8 protein-coding genes and 1 pseudogene are annotated in these 19,018 nt (G+C 72.7%); 4 read left to right on the top strand and 5 right to left on the bottom strand.

Going from position 1 to position 19,018, the window contains the following annotated elements; translation table 11 throughout:
• Window positions 1-501 precede the first annotated feature (501 nt).
• The 3 genes from QSK39_RS26690 to QSK39_RS26680 are packed head-to-tail and all read right to left on the bottom strand — an operon-like array spanning window position 502 to window position 3,733.
• Entirely contained in the window at window positions 502-1,293 is a 792-nt protein-coding gene (locus QSK39_RS26690) for an NAD-dependent epimerase/dehydratase family protein (RefSeq protein ID WP_285480558.1), read from the bottom strand.
• A complete protein-coding gene (locus tag QSK39_RS26685; RefSeq protein WP_285480557.1) occupies window positions 1,293-2,309 on the bottom strand; it encodes a Gfo/Idh/MocA family protein in 1,017 nt (338 codons plus the stop codon). The genes QSK39_RS26690 and QSK39_RS26685 overlap by 1 nt, the downstream gene beginning before the upstream one ends.
• The gene (locus QSK39_RS26680) at window positions 2,288-3,733 is read right to left on the bottom strand and encodes an NDP-hexose 2,3-dehydratase family protein (RefSeq protein WP_285480556.1); all 1,446 of its coding nucleotides are present in this window, start codon (window positions 3,731-3,733) and stop codon (window positions 2,288-2,290) included. Before QSK39_RS26680 ends, QSK39_RS26685 begins: the two co-directional genes overlap by 22 nt.
• Before the next feature lie 165 nt (window positions 3,734-3,898).
• Here QSK39_RS26680 and QSK39_RS26675 point away from each other — a divergent pair, with 165 nt between their 5' ends.
• The gene (locus QSK39_RS26675) at window positions 3,899-5,119 is read left to right on the top strand and encodes a macrolide family glycosyltransferase (protein ID WP_285480555.1); all 1,221 of its coding nucleotides are present in this window, start codon (window positions 3,899-3,901) and stop codon (window positions 5,117-5,119) included.
• An 8-nt stretch (window positions 5,120-5,127) separates the two neighbouring features.
• Window positions 5,128-15,345 (top strand): annotated as a pseudogene (locus QSK39_RS26670) (SDR family NAD(P)-dependent oxidoreductase); the annotation flags it as partial.
• Between the two features lie 93 nt (window positions 15,346-15,438).
• Here QSK39_RS26670 and QSK39_RS26665 read toward each other — a convergent pair.
• The gene (locus tag QSK39_RS26665) at window positions 15,439-15,651 is read right to left on the bottom strand and encodes a hypothetical protein (RefSeq protein WP_284749958.1); all 213 of its coding nucleotides are present in this window, start codon (window positions 15,649-15,651) and stop codon (window positions 15,439-15,441) included.
• A gap of 275 nt (window positions 15,652-15,926) precedes the next feature.
• Between QSK39_RS26665 and QSK39_RS26660 the strand changes: the two genes are divergently transcribed.
• Together QSK39_RS26660 and QSK39_RS26655 are read left to right on the top strand one after the other, a co-directional pair.
• Complete coding sequence (locus QSK39_RS26660) at window positions 15,927-16,898, top strand: ABC transporter ATP-binding protein (RefSeq protein WP_285480553.1); 972 nt, start codon at window positions 15,927-15,929, stop codon at window positions 16,896-16,898.
• 1 nt (window position 16,899) lies between these two features.
• Window positions 16,900-17,733 carry an ABC transporter permease gene (locus tag QSK39_RS26655; protein ID WP_284749960.1) on the top strand — a complete coding sequence of 278 codons (834 nt, stop codon included), beginning with the start codon at window positions 16,900-16,902 and terminating at the stop codon, window positions 17,731-17,733.
• A 56-nt stretch (window positions 17,734-17,789) separates the two neighbouring features.
• On the opposite strand, the gene QSK39_RS26650 is transcribed toward QSK39_RS26655, so the two are convergent.
• Window positions 17,790-18,956, bottom strand: coding sequence for a macrolide family glycosyltransferase (locus QSK39_RS26650; RefSeq protein WP_285480552.1), 1,167 nt, complete (start codon window positions 18,954-18,956; stop codon window positions 17,790-17,792).
• Window positions 18,957-19,018 lie beyond the last annotated feature (62 nt).

Raw genomic sequence — 19,018 nt, 5'->3', positions numbered from 1 at the left:
CCAGGTCAGGTGGGGTACGGGCGGCCGCCGACCCTGCCCTCGCGTACAGGTGCGGCATTCGGAGCAACGCCATTCTTTCCGCGCGGGAATGTCGATCCGGAACACGAAGAACGCAATTCGAGAGTTGCTTCCTACTCCATTCGTGGACCACTCGTCCCGAGACGATCAACTTAGGTTGTCACCGGCAGCGACCTTTTCCGCTAGCCGTACGACGGCCGCACCCGGTTAGCTGATCACTGGGCCCCGCGCGGGCGAGGCGCCCACGGGGAGGGGGAAACCGATGATCGAGCACGGGAACGCCGGCGGCGACACCGAGCCGGGTTCTCCCCGCCCTGCGCCGCCCTGAGCGGGCGGCCGAAGGCCCGGCGGGAGCACTCCCCCCTCCCGCCTGCGAGGTACGACGTCCGGTGCACCCAGCCCCCAGTACGGTGCGCCGGACGTCGTGCCGCAACCACTTAAGACGGCCGGGGAAAGCGATCGTCCACAAGGGACGGAAAAGGATCAGGCGCTGACCGCGGCAGTGGCCGCGAGGTGCCGGCGGGCGCTCGCGGCCAGCTCGTCGATGTTGCGGTCCAGCAGCAGCTTCAGGTAGCCCGGGCCGATGCCGAAGTCGTCGTACCCGGTGACCAGCGACCGCAGCTTGTCGATCCGCACGTCGCCGCGCTTGGCCGGCATCTCGACGAGGGTGCGCTCGGCACGCGTGCCGAGGCGCTCCTCCAGCCCGTCGACGATGTCCTCGATCGCCTCGGACCGGCCCGACGCCACGTTGACGACCTCGTCCCGGATGCCCTGGCCGAGCAGCGAATCGATCATCCGCATCATGTCGCCGACGTCGAGCAGGTCCCGGGAGACCCCGGAGTGCAGCGTGACCGAGCCCGAGAGCACCTGGCGCGTCAGGGACGGCAGCAGCTGGTGCGGTGCCTGGCCCGGCCCGACGATGTGCGACAGCCGCAGGACGAGCCACCGCGCGCCGGAGAGCGCGCAGACGTGTTCGAGGCACAGCTTGTGCCTGCCGTAGGGCGTGAGCGGGAAGACCGCGCCGCCCTCGCTGCCGACCGACTGGTCGGCGCCGTACATGCCGGTCGAGGCGGTGGACAGGAAGATCACCGTGCGGCCGGTGGCCCGGCAGCGGTCGATCACGTCGTAGACCAGCGTGGACTCGCGCTGGAACGCCGACACGTCGTCGACGAGCACCGTCGAGACGCCCGCCGCGATGAGGGTGACGTCCGGGTAGCGGTCGCCGAAGTGCTGCCGGGTGTGGTGCGCGATGAAGCCGTTCCCGATGATCTCCATCAGCGGGCCACCGTCCGGTCGTCGGACAGCCCGGCCGCGTTCGAGAAGACCTCGTCGGCGAGCCGCGCGGTGTCCACGGAAGAGGCGAGCCACGCCGCCTCGGAGTCGTCGCGCCCGGCCAGCGCGGCGACGGCGAACGAGCGCAGCGACAGCTCGAACTGGTGCGCCGGGGGCAGCCATAGTTCTTCGACGTGGTCCTGTTCTTCGATGCGCAGCACCGGTTGCCGGCCCGGCGGCGGGGTGAAGGCGCGGTCCAGCGACAGCGCGGCGGCGCTGCCCCAGAGCTCGTAGCGCGAGCGGTAGCTGTGCTGGAAACCGAAGTCGAGGGACGCGGTGACGCCGGTCGCCGAGGTGAGCAGCGCGTGCCCGGCGACGTCCACGCCGCCCTCGTCGAACCGCAGCGTGGCGCCGGTGACCCGCAGGTCGGGGCCGAGCAGGAAAAGCGCCGCGCGCAGCGGGTAGACGCCGACGTCGAGCAGCGCCCCGCCGCCGAGCGAGGGCTGGTAGCGGATGTCGTCGGCGGGCAGCGGCGGGATGCCGAACGACGCGGTGAACGTCCGGAGGTCGCCGAGGCGGCCGGTGTCGAGCAGGTCGCGCACCCGCGTGTGCTGGGGGTGGTGGATGAACGTGAAGTTCTCGCGCAGCACCAGGTTCAGCTTCGTGGCCAGCTCGGCCAGGTCCTGGGCCTGCTCGAGGTTGAGCGTGAGCGGCTTCTCGCACAGCACGTGCTTCCCGGCCAGCAGCGCCTTCCTGGTCCACTCGTGGTGCAGGCTGGTCGGCAGGGAGACGTACACGGCGTCGACGTCGGAGCGGTCCAGCAGCTCGTCGTAGGTCGTCGGCGTGGCGTGGAAGCGCGCGGCGAACTCCGCGGCCTTCTCCGGCGAGCGGGCCGCGACGGCGGTCAGCGCCAGTTCGGCCACGGCGGCCGCGGCGGGCAGCGTGCGCCGCGCGGCGATCGACGAGCAGCCCAGCGCGCCGAGCCGCAGGGCCCGGCTCACCGCAGCCCCCGCAGGCACGCGATCAGGCTGCGGGCCTGCACGTTGACGTAGTGGCTGTGCCGCAGCAGCTCGTTGAGCTGGTTGAGGGTGAGCCACCGGAAGTCGGCCAGCCCGGCGTCCGGGAAGTCCGCGGGCACCTCGATGATCTGGTAGTCGCTGTACGCGTGGTGGAACCGGCCGCCCTCTTCGGAAAGCTGGGCGGAGAAGAGCACTTGGTCTTCGCGTCTGCCCAGCACCATGTCGAGGAACGGCGGCCGGTCCGCGGCCGGGGTGAGCACGTAGTTGTCCGGCGTGCACTGCACGGTCGGGGCGAGCTCCACCACGTCGAGGTAGCCGGGTTCGACGCGCGCGTTGAGCAGGGCGTGCAGCACCCCGTCGACGCGTTTCACCAGCAGGGCCACCACGCCCGCGCCGTGCGGCCGGACCAGCGGCTGGGTCCACTGCGCGACTTCGCGCCCCTCGGTGGTGATGTCGACGGCGATGATGCTGAAGAACAGGCCGAGCTCGTGCGAGATCTCCGACGGCGTCCGGACCCAGTTCGCGACCTCGCCCAGCGGCAGCGAGCTGGTGCGCACGACGTGCTGGGCCTGGCGCGAGGTGATCCAGCTGAGCACCTCGGTGCGGGTGTGCAGGCTGCCGGTGGGCTGGGCCGACGAGCGGGCCACCGCCGCGGCGAGGTCGCTCACGGCGTCGGCCTCGTGGCCTTCGAGCCCGGCCGGCATGCAGGACAGCACCGTGCGGGCGTCCATGTTGACCAGGTTGTCCTGCTTGAGCAGCTCGTGCAGCTGGCCGAGGGTGAGCCAGCGGAAGTCGTCGGGCAGGTCGTCTTCGCCGGCGAACTCCGCGGCCTCGACGATCATGTTCCGGTTGCGCTTGCGGTAGAACCAGGAACCCTGCTCGGACTGCAGGACGTCGGCGAGCACGGTTTCCGGGTCCGGGTCGCGGAAGTGGTCCAGGTAGGGGACCGGCCGCCCGCCGTGCACGCGGGTGTAGTTGCTCTTGGTCGCCTGGACCGTCGGCGAGACCTGGACGCCGTTGACGTTGCCCGGCTCGGACTTCGCCTGCATCAGGCAGTGCAGGACCCCGTCGATCTCCTTGACGAGGATGCCCAGGATACCGATTTCCGGCTGGTTGATGATGGGCTGCGACCAGTGCGTGACCGGGCCGTGGTCGGTGTCGACCTCGAGCCCTTCGACACCGAAGAACCGGCCGCTTTCGTGCCGCAGGTTCCCGGAGCCGGCGTCGAACCCCCACTGCCGGAGCTCGCCGAACTCGATCCGGCGGACCTCGTGGCGGTGGGCCAGGTTGCGATCCTCGATCCACTTGGCGACCACGGCGTTCGGCGTCGCGACGCCGTCGGTGGCGGCCGCGGACTTGGCGAGCCGGTGTGGCAACGTCACGTCCGGTTTGCGGAGCAAGCCGGTTCCAGTGTGACGCTCCATGGATTTTCACCTCGCGTGGCCGGCGGACGGGATGTCCTATTTGTAGCGAGGAGAAACTAGGAGGAATGCTGGTCTTTCGCCGGGCGCCGCGGTGACACTAGGCGAATCATCGGATTTCCTGTGCACGACCCGGTGGGCGCTCCCGGCCGACCTAGGGTGACCGGCGTGGACGTCTCCGGCGGGCATGTCGCCTTCTTCGGTTTTCCGGGTTTCGGTCACCTCCGGCCGACGCTGCCGGTCGTGCGCGAGCTGCTTTCGCGCGGGCACGAAGTGTCGTACGTGGTCGCCGAGCGGTTCGCCGGTGTGGTCGCCGAGACCGGCGCGAGAGTGGTGACCTACCCGTCCGCGTTCCCGGAGTCGATGCCGGACGTGCACACCGCCGACGACCTCGCCGGGGTCCTCGCGCACTACCTCGACGAGGCCTACGCCCCGCTCGCCGCCGCGTGGCCGGAGTTTGCGGACCGCCCGGTGGACCTCGTGGTCCAGGACGTGCTGAGCACCGACGTCGGCACGCTGGTCGCGCGGCGCGCCGGCTGTGGTGTCGTCCGCCTGTTCGCCGGCTTCGGCGGCAACGACGAAGTGCCCCTCAACGGCAGCGAGACCGAGCTCGAAGGCCCGCCGCTCGACCCCGCCCACCCCGCGCTGGCGGCGTGCGGCGAGCGCATCACGGCGCTGCTCGGGCAGTTCGGCCTGGACACCCCGCCGGAGTTCCCGCCCGGCGGCGGCGAGGTCGTGGCGAACCTCGTGTTCGTGCCCCGCGCCTTCCAGCTCCGCCCGGAGTGCTTCGGCGACGACTTCGTGTTCGTCGGCCCGACCGGCGACGACGGCGCGGCCGCCGACGGCTGGGCCGCCCCCGCCGAGGACGTCCCGGTCGTCCTGGTGTCGCTGGGCACCTCCTCCAACAGCAACCCCGGGTTCTTCACCGCGTGCGGGCAGGCGTTCGCGGGCACCGGCTGGCGGGTCGTGATGACCACCGCCGGGCACGTCGGCGACGACGTCGCGGCGGCCATGCCGGACAACGTCGAGCTGCACTCCTGGCTCGACCACCGCGCGGTTCTGCCGCACACCGACGTCGTCGTCTGCCAGGCGGGGACGGGCTCCCTGATGGACGCGTTCGGCCACGGCGTCCCGGTGGTCGCCGTGCCGCAGCGCCCGGAGGCGCGGGTGACGGCGCAGCAGGTCGAGCGGCTGGGACTGGGCCGGGCGCTGCTGGACGACGTGACCGGGGACGACGTGCGCGACGCCGTCCTGGCCGTCGCCGCCGACGCGGCCGTGGCGGCCGAGGTCGCGGGGATGCGGGCCGCCATCCAGGCGTCCGGTGGTGCGCGACGGGCGGCGGACGTGCTCGAACGTGCGGTGCGATCCACCCATGGAGAAAAGGCATGAGCGACGACGACAAGCTGCGCGGGTACCTGAAGAAGGTCACCGCGGACCTGTACCGGACGCGCGAACGGCTGCGCGACGCCGAGGACCGGGAGCACGAGCCGATCGCGATCGTGGGGATGAGCTGCCGGTTCCCCGGCGGCGTCCGCTCGCCGGAGGATCTCTGGGACGTCGTGGCCTCGGGCCGCGACGCGATCTCGGGGTTTCCCGTCAACCGCGGCTGGGACCTCGACGCGCTCTACGACCCCGACCCGGACCGCGCCGGGAAGGTCTACACCCGTCAGGGCGGCTTCCTGCACGACGCGGACGAGTTCGACCCGGAGTTCTTCGGCATCTCCCCGCGCGAGGCGCAGACGATCGACCCGCAGCAGCGGCTGCTGCTCGAAACGGCCTGGGAGGCCTTCGAACGCGGCGGGATCGACCCCGCGTCGCTGCGCGGCAGCAGCACCGGCGTGTTCGCCGGGGTGATGTACAACGACTACGCCACGCGCCTGACCGACCTGCCCGCGAGCCTCGAAGGCTATGTGGGCAACGGCAGTGCGGCCAGCATCGCCTCCGGCCGGGTGGCCTACACCTTCGGGCTGGAAGGCCCGGCGGTCACCGTCGACACCGCCTGTTCGTCGTCTCTCGTCGCGCTGCACTGGGCCGCGCAAGCGCTGCGGCGCGGCGACTGCTCGCTGGCGCTGGCCGGCGGCGTCGCGGTGATGTCGACGCCGGTAACGTTCATCGGCTTCAGCCGGCAGCGAGGTCTCTCGCCGGACGGCCGGTGCCGCTCCTACGCCGACGCCGCCGACGGCACGGGCTGGGGCGAGGGCGCCGGTTTCCTTTTGCTGGAAAGGCTTTCCGACGCGCGCCGCAACGGCCACCCGGTGCTCGCGGTGGTGCGCGGCTCGGCCGTCAATTCCGACGGCGCGAGCAGCGGGCTCACCGCGCCGAACGGGCCTTCGCAGCAACGCGTCATCCGTGCCGCGCTCGCCGACGCCGGACTGTCCGCCGCGGACGTCGACGTCGTCGAAGGTCACGGAACCGGGACCACCCTGGGCGACCCGATCGAGGCGCAGGCGCTGCTGGCGACCTACGGCCGCGAACGCGCGGGCGGGGCGCCGCTGTGGCTGGGCTCGGCGAAGTCGAACTTCGGCCACACGCAGGCCGCGGCCGGCGTCGGCGGCGTGATCAAGATGGTGATGGCGCTGCGCAACGAGCTGCTGCCGCGCACCCTGCACGCTGAGACCCCGTCGTCCAAAGTGGACTGGGATGCGGGCGAGGTCGAGCTGCTGCAGGAGGCCGTCGCGTGGCCCGCGGGCGAGCGGCCGCGCCGGGCCGGGGTCTCGTCCTTCGGTGTGAGCGGCACCAACGCGCACACGATCATCGAGCAGGCGCCCGCCCTCGAACCCGTCGAGCCGGAAGGTTCGGCCGGGCTGGTTCCCGTGGTCCTGTCGGCGAAGAGCCCCGAGGCGCTGCGCGAGCAGGCCGATCGGTTGCTGTCGCATGTGGACGGACATCGGCCGGTCGACCTCGCCTACTCCCTGGCCACCACGCGGGCGGCGTTCGAGCACCGGGCCGTCGTGCTGGCGGAGACCGCCGAAGAGCTGCGGGACGGTCTCACCGAGCTGGCGTCCGTCGGCGAGACCACGCCGGGCAAGACGGCTTACGTGTTCGCGGGCCAAGGCGCGCAGCAGCCGGGCATGGGACGCGAGCTGTACGCGGCTTTCCCCGTCTTCGCCGAAGCTTTCGACGAGGTCTGTGCGGGCTTCGCTGGCCTGCGCGAGCAGCTCTTCGACGGCGGTGACCTGGACCGGACCGAGGTGACGCAGCCCGCGCTGTTCGCCGTGGAGGTCGCGCTCCACCGGCTGCTCGTTTCGTGGGGCCTGACGCCGGACTTCGTCATGGGTCACTCGATCGGCGAGCTGGCCGCCGCGCACGTCGCCGGGGTGTTCGACCTCGCGGACGCGTGCCGGCTGGTCGCCGCACGGGCGCGGCTCATGCAGTCGGTGACGGCCGAAGGGGCGATGGCCGCCCTGCGCGCCACCGAGGGCGAGGTCCGGCCGCTGCTGGGCGAGGGCGTCGCCATCGCGGCGGTCAACGGGCCCGAGGCCGTCGTCGTCTCCGGTGACGTCGACGCCGTCGAGGAGATCGCCGCGCGGTTCGCCGGGTCGAAGCGGCTGCGGGTCAGCCACGCGTTCCACTCGCCGCACATGGACTCGATCCTGGACGCGTTCCGCGCGGTCGCGAAGACCGTCGCCTACACGGCGCCGAAGATCCCCGTGGTCTCGAACGTGACCGGCGAACCGGCCGATGTCGCTTCCGCGGAGTACTGGGTCGAGCACGTCCGCGCCACCGTCCGGTTCCACGACGGGATGCGCTGGCTCGCCGCGAACTGCGTGACGCGCTTCGTCACGCCCGGGCCCGGTGGCGCGGCCGCCGCGATGGCCGGGGACTGCGTGCCGGACGCGGTGGTGGTGCCGGTCCTGCGCCGGGACCGGGACGAGGTGCGCACCTTCACCGAAGCCGTCGGGCGGCTGCACGTTGCCGGGTTCAGCCCGGACTGGGAAGCCGTGTTCGCCGGGCGGGGCGCGCGGGTCGTGGACCTGCCGACCTACGCCTTCCAGCGGGAACGCTATTGGCTGGACGGGCAGCGGGCGGTCAAGCCGGCCGGTGCGCTGTACCGCGTCGAGCAGGTTCCCGTGGCGGCCGAGGCCGTCGAGGCGGTCGACTGGCACGACTTGGGTGCCGACGTCCCGCCGGTGGTCTTCTACCGGTTCGAGGCTGAGGGAGATCTGGTCGAGGCTGCCCACGGGCTGGCGCGCGAAGCCCTGGAAATGCTGCGGACCTGGCTGGCCGACGACCGCTACGCGCACTCCAAGCTCGTCTTCGTCACCCGCGGGCTCGCCGGTGCCGCGGTGCGGGGCCTGGTCCGTTCCGCGCAGGCCGAGCACCCCGGCCGGTTCCTCCTGGCGGACGAGGTGCCGACCGTACTTGCTTGGGGGGAAACGGAAGCGAGCTACGCCGGCGGCCGGGTCACCGCGCCCCGGCTCGTCGAGTCCACTTCGGACGAAACCGGTCGCTTGGACGGCACCGTGCTCATCACCGGCGGGGCCGGTTCGCTCGGCGGTGAACTCGCCCGGCACCTCGTCCGGACGCACGGCGTCCGGCGGCTCGTGCTCGCGAGCCGGCGTGGCCCGGATTCGCCTGGTGCGCACGAGCTTCAGGCCGAGCTGGCGACCGAAGGCGCTGAAGTCGTGCTGGCCGCCTGCGACGTCACCGACCGGGACGCCCTGGCCGAGCTGCTCGGGGAGATCGGCTCGCTGAGCGCCGTGGTGCACACCGCCGGGGTGCTCGACGACGGCGTCGTCTCGTCGCTGACCCCCGAGCGGCTCGACGCCGTGCTGCGGCCCAAGCTCGACGCAGCTTGGCACCTGCACGAGCTGACCGAAGGACTGTCCGCGTTCGTCCTGTTCTCTTCCGCTGCCGGGGTCCTCGGGGGCGCCGGGCAAGGCAACTACGCGGCAGGCAACACCTTCCTCGACGCGCTCGCCGAGCACCGGCAAGAGCTGGGCCTGCCCGCGGTGTCGCTGGCTTGGGGCCCGTGGGGGCCGGACGGCGGGATGACCGGGCAGCTGACCGACGCCGACGTGGCCCGCATGCGCCAAGGCGGCGTGCGGCCGCTGTCCGCCCGTGACGCGCTGGCGCTGTTCGACCGGGCTCTCGCCGCTCCCGACGCGCTGGTCGTGCCCATCGACCTCGCCACCGACCACCTCGACGCCACCCGGCCGCTGCTCAGCGGGCTCACCGGGGAATCGCCGGCGCCGTCCGGGGTTCCCGCCGACGCGCTCGGACTGGTCCGCGCCCAGGTGGCCGCGGTGCTCGGCCACTCGGCGGCGTCCGTGCGCGCGGACCGGCCGTTCGCCGACCTCGGCTTCGACTCGCTGACCGCGGTCGAACTGCGCAACGCGCTCGGCCGCGAGACCGGCCTGACGCTGCCCTCGACGCTGATCTTCGACCACCCGACGCCGCGTGCGCTCGCCGAGCACCTGCTCGGCGCGGCCGACGTCGCGCCCGCCGAAACGACCACGCGGGCCGGTGACGAGCCGATCGCGATCGTGGCGATGAGCTGCCGCTTCCCCGGCGGGGTCAGCACGCCCGAGCAGCTGTGGGAACTCCTCGAAGCCGGGCGTGACGTCATCTCACCGTTCCCCGGCGACCGCGGCTGGGACCTCGACACGCTCTACCACCCGGACCCCGACCACCCCGGCACCTGCTACACGCGCGAAGGCGGCTTCCTCGCCGACGCGGCCGGGTTCGACCCGGAGTTCTTCGAGGTGTCGCCGCGCGAAGCCGTCGCGATGGACCCGCAGCAGCGGCTGCTGCTGGAGACCTCCTGGGAGGCCTTCGAACGTGCGGGGATCGACCCGTCGGCACTGCGCGGCAGCCGCACCGGCGTCTTCGCCGGGACCAACGGCCAGGACTACTCGACGCTGCTGCGGGACTCGGCGGACGACGTCGCCGGGCACCTCGGCACCGGCAACGCGGCGAGCGTGCTGTCCGGCCGCGTCTCCTACACCTTCGGGCTCGAAGGCCCGGCCGTCACGGTCGACACGGCGTGCTCGTCGTCGCTGGTCGCACTGCACCTCGCGGCGCAGTCACTGCGGTCCGGCGAGTGCTCGCTGGCGCTGGCCGGCGGGGTCACCGTGATGTCGACACCCGCCGGGTTCGTGGAGTTCAGCCGGCAGCGCGGACTGGCCGAGGACGGCCGCTGCAAGGCCTTCGGCGACGCCGCCGATGGCACCGGCTGGTCGGAGGGCGCCGGGATCCTGCTGCTGGAGCGGCTGTCCGACGCTCAGCGCAACGGCCGTCGCGTCCTGGCGGTGCTGCGCGGCTCGGCGGTGAACCAGGACGGGTCGAGCAACGGGCTCACCGCCCCGAACGGCCCTTCCCAGCAACGCGTCATCCTCGCCGCCCTCGCCGACGCCGGGCTGACGCCGTCCGATGTGGACGCCGTCGAGGCGCACGGCACCGGCACGCGGCTCGGCGACCCGATCGAGGCCCAGGCGCTGCTCGCCACCTACGGGCAGGACCGCGAGCGTCCCCTCTGGCTCGGCGCGATCAAGTCCAACCTCGGCCACACCCAGGCCGCCGCCGGGGTCGCCGGCGTGCTCAAGATGGTCCTCTCGCTGAATAACGAGGTGCTGCCGCGCACGCTGCACGCCGACGTCCCGTCGGAGCGGGTCGACTGGACCGCCGGGCACGTCCGGCTGCTGACCGAGCCCGTCGCCTGGCCCGCGGCCGACCGCCCGCGCCGGGCCGCGGTGTCCGCGTTCGGCTTCAGTGGCACCAACGCGCACGCCGTGCTGGAGCAGGCTCCCGCATCTGTCGAGTCCATTGTGGACGAGACGGCGTCGCTTCTCTGGCCGCTGTCCGGGCACACCGAGGCGGCGCTGGCCGCGCAGGCCGCCGCCCTGCTTCCGGTGGCGGCCCACGACATCGGCTCCGCGCTGGCCGCCCGGACCGCGTTCGACCACCGGGCGGTCGTCCTGGCCCCCGATCGGGACACCGCGCTGACGAACCTGCGGCTGCTCGCCGAGGGCGGGGATGGCCCCGGCGTCGTGCGCGGTCGCGTCTCCGACGAGGGCCGTTCGGCGTTCCTCTTCACCGGCCAGGGCGCCCAGCGCTCGGGCATGGGACTCGCGCTGCGCGAGGCGTTCCCGGTGTTCGCCGACGCCTTCGACGCGGCCTGCGCGCGGTTCGACCTCCCGCTGCGCGAGGTGATCGCCGAGGGCGGCGAGCGGCTCGACCAGACGCGCTTCGCCCAGCCCGCCCTGTTCGCGGTCGAGGTGGCGCTGTTCCGCCTGCTGGAGTCGTGGGGGCTGACCCCGGACTTCGTCATGGGCCACTCCGTCGGCGAGCTCGCGGCCGCCCACGTGGCCGGGGTGCTGAGCCTCGACGACGCCTGCACGCTGGTCGCCGCGCGCGGCCGGCTCATGCAGGAGCTGCCCGCGACCGGGGCGATGGTGGCCGTGCGGGCGACCGAGGACGAGGTCCGGCCGCTGCTCACCGCGTCGGCCGGGATCGCCGCCGTCAACGGGCCCACCTCGGTCGTCGTGTCCGGCGTCGAAGAGGACGTCCTCGGCATCGCCGCGCACTTCACGCAGCTGGGCCGGGAAACCAAGCGGCTGCGCACCAGCCACGCGTTCCACTCCCCGCTGATGGACCCGATGCTCGCACGCTTCCGCGAGGTCGCGGCCGGACTGTCCTACCAGGACCCGAAGATCGGGCTGGTCTCGAACCTCACCGGCCGGCTCGTCACCGCCACCGGGCCCGAGCACTGGGTCCGGCACGTGCGCGACGAGGTGCGCTTCGCCGACGGCGTCGCCCGGCTCGCTGCCCTCGGCGTCACCCGGTTCGTCGAGGTCGGCCCGGACGCCGTGCTTTCGGCGATGGTCGGCGACTGCGTCGACGGCGAAGTCTTCGTCACCGCGACCCAGCGGCGCAAGCGTCCCGACGTCGAGGCTGTCCTGACCGCGGTGGCCGAGGCCCACGTCCACGGCTTCTCCCCGGACTGGACGACGTTGGTCGCGGCAGGCGAGCGGGCCGAGCTGCCGACGTATGCCTTCCAGCGCCGCCGGTTCTGGCCCGGGTCCGCGGGACGCACCGGCGACGTCGCGACCGCCGGACTGGCCGCCAGCCCGCACCCGTTCCTCGGCGCCACCGCCGAACTGGCCGGGGCCGCGGGCGTCCTCGGCACCGGACGGCTCTCCCTGCGCACCCATCCCTGGCTCGCCGACCACGGTATCGGCGGCTCGGTGCTCTTCCCCGGGACGGCGTTCGTCGAACTCGCCGTCGACGCGGGCGACCGCGCCGGCCGGACACAGGTCGAGGAGCTGACGCTCGGGGCGCCGCTGGTGCTGCCCGCGACCGGCGGTGTCCGGCTCCAGGTCCTGACCGGCGCGCCGGACGAGTCCGGCGCGTGCTCCCTGACCATCCACTCGCGCCCCGAGGACGCCGCCCCCGACAGTCCCTGGACCTTGCACGCGAGCGGCGTGCTGACGCCGGCGGTCCCGGTACGCGGCGACGACCTCACCGAATGGCCGCCCGCGGGCGCCGAGCTCCTCGAGACGGACGGGCTCTACGACCGGCTCGCGGACAGCGGGTTCGGCTACGGTCCCGTCTTCCAGGGCCTGCGGAAGGCCTGGCGCCACGGCGAAGACGTCTTCGCGGAGGTCGAGCTCCCCGAGGACGCGGACACGTCGGCGTTCGGGCTGCACCCGGCGCTGCTCGACGCGGTCCTGCACGCGGCGGCCTTCCTGCCGTTCGCCCCCGCCCCGAACGGCAGGCTGCCGTTCTCCTGGCGCGGCGTGTCGCTGCACGCCGAGGGCGCGCGCGGCCTGCGGGTGCGGCTCACCAAGACCGGGCCTGAGTCCCTCGCGATCGCGATCGCCGACTCCGCCGGGCGGGCCGTCGCGACCGTGGATTCCCTGGCCCTGAGGGAGTTCTCGCCGGACCAGCTCGTGGCCCGGCCGGACGCGCTCTACCGGCTGACCTGGCCCGTCCACGACGGTGACGGGGTGGATCCGTCGTGGACGGTCGTCGGCTCACTCGCGGACGTCACCGACGTCCCGGACGTCGTCGTGGTCCCCTTCGCGACGCGGTCGGTGCGCGAGGCGACGCACGACGCGCTCGCCCTCGTGCAGACCTGGCTCGCCGACGAGCGGTTCGCCGAGGCGAAACTCGCGCTGCTGACCTCCGGCGCGGTCGTCACCGAAGAAGGTGACGGCCCGGCCGATCCCGCGCTCGCCGCGGTCTGGGGCCTGGTGCGCTCGGCGCAGTCGGAGCACCCCGGCCGCTTCGTGCTGCTGGACGCCGGTGACGTTGCCGAGCTTCCCGCCGCGCTGGCGACGGGGGAGAACCAGGTCGCGGTCCGCGCCGGCACGGCCCGGGTGGCGCGGCTGGCCAAGGGTTCGGACGCGCTCACCGTCCCCGCCGGGGACTGGCGGGTCGACATCGCCGACCGCGGCACCCTCGACGGGCTGACCGTCGTGCCCTGCCCCGAATTCGCCGAACCGGTCGCGCCGGGCGCGGTGCGGATCTCCGTGCGCGCCGCGGGCGTGAACTTCCGGGACGTGCTCAACACGCTCGGCATGTACCCGGGCCCGGCCACCTCGCCGGGACTGGAAGGCGCCGGGGTCGTCACGGCGGTCGGCGACGGCGTCACCCGGTTCGCGCCGGGCGACCGCGTGATGGGCATGTTCGGCGGCGCGTTCGGGCCGGTGGCGGAGGTCGACGAGCGCATGCTCTGCCGGCTGCCCGCCGGGCTGTCGTTCGCCCAGGGCGCTTCGGTGCCGGTGGTGTTCCTGACCGCGCTCTACGCCCTGACCGACCTCGGTGACCTGCAACCCGGCGAAACCGTGCTGGTGCACGCGGCGGCGGGCGGCGTCGGCATGGCCGCGGTCCAGCTCGCGAGGCAGCTCGGCGCCGAGGTGTACGGCACTGCGAGCGCGGGCAAGTGGGACACGCTGCGGGCTTCGGGCCTGGCGGACGACCACATCGCGTCGTCGCGCACGCTCGACTTCGAGGCGGAGTTCCGTGCGGCGACCGGCGGACGCGGTGTCGACGTCGTGCTCGACTCCCTCGCCGGGGACTTCGTGGACGCATCCCTGCGGTTGCTGCCGCGCGGCGGCCGGTTCCTGGAGATGGGCAAGACCGACGTGCGCGACCCCGAACGCGTCGCGGCCGAGCACCCGGGCGTCCGGTACCAGGCGTTCGACCTGGTCGAGGCCGGGTACGACCGGATCCGCGAGCTGTTCGACCGCCTGCTGGAGTGGTTCGAGGCCGGGGTGCTGACCCCGGTCCCGGTCACCGCCTGGGACGTCCGGCGCGCGCCCGCGGCGTTCCGGCACGTGAGCCAGGCGAAGCACGTCGGCAAGGTCGTGCTGACCGTGCCCGCACCGCTCGACCCGCACGGCACCGTGCTGATCACCGGCGGCACCGGCGGGCTCGGGCGGCTGCTGGCCCGGCACCTCGCGGACTCCGGCGTCCGGCACCTGCTGCTGGCGAGCCGGCGCGGTCCGGTGGCCGAGGGCGTCGAGGAACTACGGACCGAGCTGGCCTCGCTCGGAGCCGAGACGACGGTCGTGGCGTGTGACGCGGCGGACCGGGAAGCGCTTGCGAAGCTGCTGGCCGACGTGCCGCGGCAGCATCCGCTGACCGCCGTGGTGCACGCGGCCGGGGTGCTCGACGACGGGCTCGTCGGTGCGCTGACCCCGGAGCGGCTGGACGCCGTGCTGCGGCCGAAGGTCGTCGCGGCGGCGAACCTGGACGAGCTGACGCGAGACCTCGATCTGTCCGCGTTCGTCCTGTTCTCCTCGGCGGCCGGGGTGCTCGGGGCGCCGGGGCAGGGCAACTACGCGGCCGCAAACGCTTTCCTGGACGCACTCGCCCGGCACCGGCGAGCGGCCGGGCTGCCCGCGTTGGCGCTGGCCTGGGGCCCGTGGCTGCCGACCGGCGGCATGACGGCGAGCCTGTCCGACGCCGACGTGCGCCGCATGGCGCGGTCCGGACTGCCGCCGCTGCCGGCCGACCAGGGACTGGCGCTGTTCGACGCGGCGCTGGGCGCGCCCGACGCGGTGCTGGTGCCGATGCTGGTCGACGCGCGCGTGCTGGGCTCGACCGACGTCCCGGAGCAGCTGCGCGGAGTGGTCCGGACCGCCGTCCGGCGCCGCACGGCCGGTGCGGGAGCGGCGGAGGCCGACCTGCGGCAGCGGCTCGCCGGGACGTCCGGTGAGGACCGGCGGCAGGCACTGCTGGACCTGGTGTGCGCGCAGGTGGGCGCGGTGCTGGGCTACGGCGGCGCGGAGACCGTCGACCCGCTGCGGGTGTTCAAGGAGCTGGGCTTCGACTCGCTGACCGCGGTGGAGCTGCGCAACCGCCTCAGCGCGGCGAGCGGGATCCGCCTGCCGGCGACGCTGATCTTCGACTACCCGACGCCGGCGGCGCTGGCCGGCTACGTGGGGGAGGAGCTGTTCCCGGACTCCCCCTCGGTGGAGGCGGACGAGGACCAGGAGTTCCGCGCGGCACTCGCGTCCATTCCGGTCGCCCGGTTCCGCGAGGCGGGGTTGCTGGAGGCGGTGCTGAAGCTGCGGGACGGCGGCGCGGCCCCGGAATCCCCCGACGACGACGCGTTCGGCGAGATGGGGGTCGACGACCTCGTGCGGCTGGCCCTCGGCGACGAATAGCCTCGCGCAAAACGGAAGCGGCCGTCCTGGTGACCCCCCGACCGGGACACCAGGACGGCCGCCGAGTTCCGTCGATGGCAGGTTTCAGGTGTTTCAGGAGATGAAGAACCGGCGCCGTCCGGCGGCCGTCGTCTTGCGGGAAGTGGCGCTGCGCACGAAGAACAGCAGGCCCACGACGATGGTGACCCCGCCGCCGATCACGCCGATGGTGTGCTCTCCCGCGTTGATGATGATCGCGACCCCGCCCGCGACGAGAATCAGTCCCATGACGAGGGAAACGAAGGGACGTCCTTGTTCTTTGGCCATCGGAAACTCCTCGTGAAAAGTGGTCGACGAAATCTCTTGTGATCGATTCAAGCACACGGTGATCACCGTTGTGAGTCCTCGAAAGTCGTCTTCCGACCATCGAAAGTTGACGTTCTCCCGAGTTGCCGGTCGCGCCGGGTGCTGGGAAGATCACGCAGGTACGGGGGTTGCAACTTTGGTTGCGGTGACAAGCGACCTTGTGTACTAGCCCGGCGGCGGTGGCAGCCGGTTGACTTGTCCTCAGGTACTACAGGATTCGGATACGGAGCAGGCGCTTGATCACAGCACGAGATCTGACGAAGCGATACGGGGACACGACGGCCGTCAACGGCCTGTCGTTCGACATCAAGCCTGGCGTCGTGACCGGTTTCCTGGGGCCCAACGGGGCGGGCAAGTCGACCACGATGCGGATGATCCTCGGCCTGGACGCCCCCAGCGGCGGCTCGGTCACGGTCAACGGCAAGGCCTACCGGGACCTGCCCGCGCCGATGCGGGAGGTCGGGGCGCTGCTCGACGCGAAGGCCGTCCACGGTGCGCGCACGGCGTACCGGCACCTGCAGTGGGTGGCGCAGGCCGGCGGCATCCCCCGCAAGCGGGTGGACGAGGTGCTCGACACCGTCGGCCTCACCGACGTCGCGGGCAAGAAGGTCGGCAACTTCTCCCTGGGCATGTACCAGCGGCTCGGCATCGCGACCGCCCTCCTGGGCGACCCGCCGACGCTGCTGTTCGACGAGCCGGTCAACGGCCTCGACCCCGAGGGCATCTACTGGATCAGGACCCTGATGCAGGACCTCGCCGCCGAGGGGCGGACGGTCTTCGTGTCGAGCCACCTGATGAACGAGATGGAAGAGACCGCCGCGCACGTCATCGTGATCGGCCGGGGCGAGCTCATCGCCGACATGCCGATCGCCGACTTCACCCAGCGCAGCGCGCGCAGCCACGTCCACGTGGTCTCGCCGCAGGCCGCCGAGCTCGCCGAAGCCCTGGAGCGGGCGGGCGGCAAGGTGACGAAGCTGGACGACGGCTCGCTCAACGTCGTCGGCCTGGACGCGCCGGAGATCGGCGACCTCGCGCTGGAGCGCCGGCTCGGGCTGCACGAGCTCACGCCGGTCCGCGCCAGCCTCGAGGCCGCGTTCATGGACCTCACCAAGGACAGCGTGCAGTACCGCTCCCACAACGGCGCGCAGCCGGAGGAGCACAAGGTTCTCGAGACGGCCCGCGCGCTCGCGGCGGAAGGGAGTGAATGACATGACCACCGCAACGGCTTCGCTGCCGGAGACGAAGGTCTCGCCCGGCATCGGCAACACGCTCGCCGCCGAGTGGACCAAGCTCAAGTCGGTCCGGTCGACCTGGCTCGTCGTCATCGCCGCGGCCGTCGTCAGCGTCGGGTTCTCCGTGCTGTTCAGCTTCCTGACCGAACAGGACTACAAGAACCTGCCCGCCGGGCAGACGATGGACTTCGACTCGGCCGGCACCGCCATGGTCGGGATGAACCTCGGCCTGATCCTCATCTCGGTGCTCGGCGTGCTCGCCGTGTCCGGTGAGTACTCGACCGGGATGATGCGCCTCACGCTGGCCATCACCCCGCACCGTGGCCGGGTCCTGATCTCGAAGGCCGTGGTCGTCGGGTTGCTGGCGTTCGTGCTCGGCACCCTGTTCGCGGCGGCGGCGTTCTTCATCGGCCAGCTGGTGCTCGGCATCAACCCGGCCATCCCGACGCTGGGCCTCGGCGGCCCGGGCGTGCTGCGCAGCCTGCTCGGCTGGGGCGCGGAGTTCGCGGCGTTCGCGCTGCTGGCCCTGTCGTTCGGCGTGATGATGCGCAGCGCGGCGGGCGCGATCGCCACGGCGATCGGCTTCATCTTCGCCCCGGCGATCCTCGGCGCGCTGCTGCCGCAGTGGGTCCAGCGCGACATCCTGGCGTACTTCCCGGCGTCGGCCGCGGAGCAGCTGAGCACGGCCCAGCTGAAGACGGACTCGGTGACGTACCTGGGCCCGCTGACCGGCGGCGGAACGCTGCTGACGTGGGTCGCGGTGGCGCTGGTCGTGGCGTTCTCCCTGATGGGGAAGCGCGACTCGGGCTGAGCTTTCGTTCGCGCCGAAAGGGGACTTCCCGTGCCGGGAAGTCCCCTTTCGGTGTTTCAGACGGCGAGGATGCGGTCGGCGGCGGTGACGGCACCGCCGCCGTCGCGGGTGTGGTCGCGCATGGCCCGCGTGCGGGCGCCGATGCCTTCGTCCGCCGCCACCGCGAGGACCGCGTCGCGGATCGTTTCCGGCGTCAGCTCTTCGCGGGGCAGGCGGACGCCGAGGCCCAGCTCCACCACCCGCTCGGTGTTGACTTCCTGCTCGCCGTGCATCGGCACCAGGACGAGCGGGGTCCCGCAGTAGAACGCCTCCATCACGCTGCCCATGCCCGCCGACGTCACGAACGCCGACGCGTGCCGCAGCACCGCCGGGTGCGGAACCCACTGGCGGGCCTCGACATTCGGCGGCAACGAGCCCAGCGACGCCGGGTCGACGCCGCCGCCCAGGGTCATCACCAGGTGCCACGGCAGGTCCGCGAACGCGCTCGCGCACTGGCGGAAGAAGTCCGGCTGGTCGTTGAACGCCGACGTGCCCAGGGACACCAGCAGCACCGGGTTCCCGTCCGCCGGCGGCTCCCAGCCGGTCAGCGGCCGCTGCGGGCCGAAGCACGGGCCGGTGAACGTGTGCCGTGCGTCGAACGTCTCGCCCGCGTACTGGAAGTCGCGGGGGATGAGGACCAGCTTGTGGTCGCGGCCGTCGTCGAGGAACTGCTCCGCGGTCCGGCCGGGCGCCTCGGCTCCCAGGAGGGCGGTGAGGTCGGCGAGGAAGTCGTACGGCTCATCGTCGTCCACTGTGGACTCCGACGGGAAACGGGCCACGTGCGCCGGCAGGGAGTAGTGCTCGTTGGACGCGAAACACGCCGAGAGCTGGACCGTCGGGCACGGGACGTCGTTCGCGAGGACCCGGCCCGCGATCCACATGGTCGAGTCGAACGCGAGCACGTCGGGCGGGTCGTCGGCCAGGAGCTTCCGCACCGGCGCCAGCGGCTCGAGGCAGCTGGACGCGCCGGTCAGCGCGGCCGCGAGCTTGTGCGAACCCGGGTCTTCGGCCGGTCCGTCGTAAAGGAGCGGCCGTGCGCCGGTGGCGGCGATCCGGTCGGCGAACGCGCTGCCGGTGGCCACCGTGACCCGGTGGCCGCGCCCGGCCAGCTCGCCGAGGACGTCGAGCACGGGCGTCACGTGCCCGTATCCGGGCAGGGTGCAGAGCACGACGTGTCGGGTCACACCAGTCATGCTCGCACCGCGTATTCAGGGTTTTCGCTAGACGTCCCGACGCTAGCCTCGGG

Source organism: Amycolatopsis sp. NBRC 101858 (assembly GCF_030269325.1).
Classification (GTDB): domain Bacteria; phylum Actinomycetota; class Actinomycetes; order Mycobacteriales; family Pseudonocardiaceae; genus Amycolatopsis; species Amycolatopsis ponsaeliensis.
Note: the sequence above shows the minus strand (reverse complement) of the source record. Positions and strands in the feature narration are given on the sequence as shown.

Coding starts and splice junctions, on each gene's coding strand:
- QSK39_RS26690 (WP_285480558.1), bottom strand. CDS start 1,293: ATGGAGATCATCGGGAACGGCTTCATCGCGCACCACACCCGGCAGCAC.
- QSK39_RS26680 (WP_285480556.1), bottom strand. CDS start 3,733: ATGGAGCGTCACACTGGAACCGGCTTGCTCCGCAAACCGGACGTGACG.
- QSK39_RS26665 (WP_284749958.1), bottom strand. CDS start 15,651: ATGGCCAAAGAACAAGGACGTCCCTTCGTTTCCCTCGTCATGGGACTG.
- QSK39_RS26655 (WP_284749960.1), top strand. CDS start 16,900: ATGACCACCGCAACGGCTTCGCTGCCGGAGACGAAGGTCTCGCCCGGC.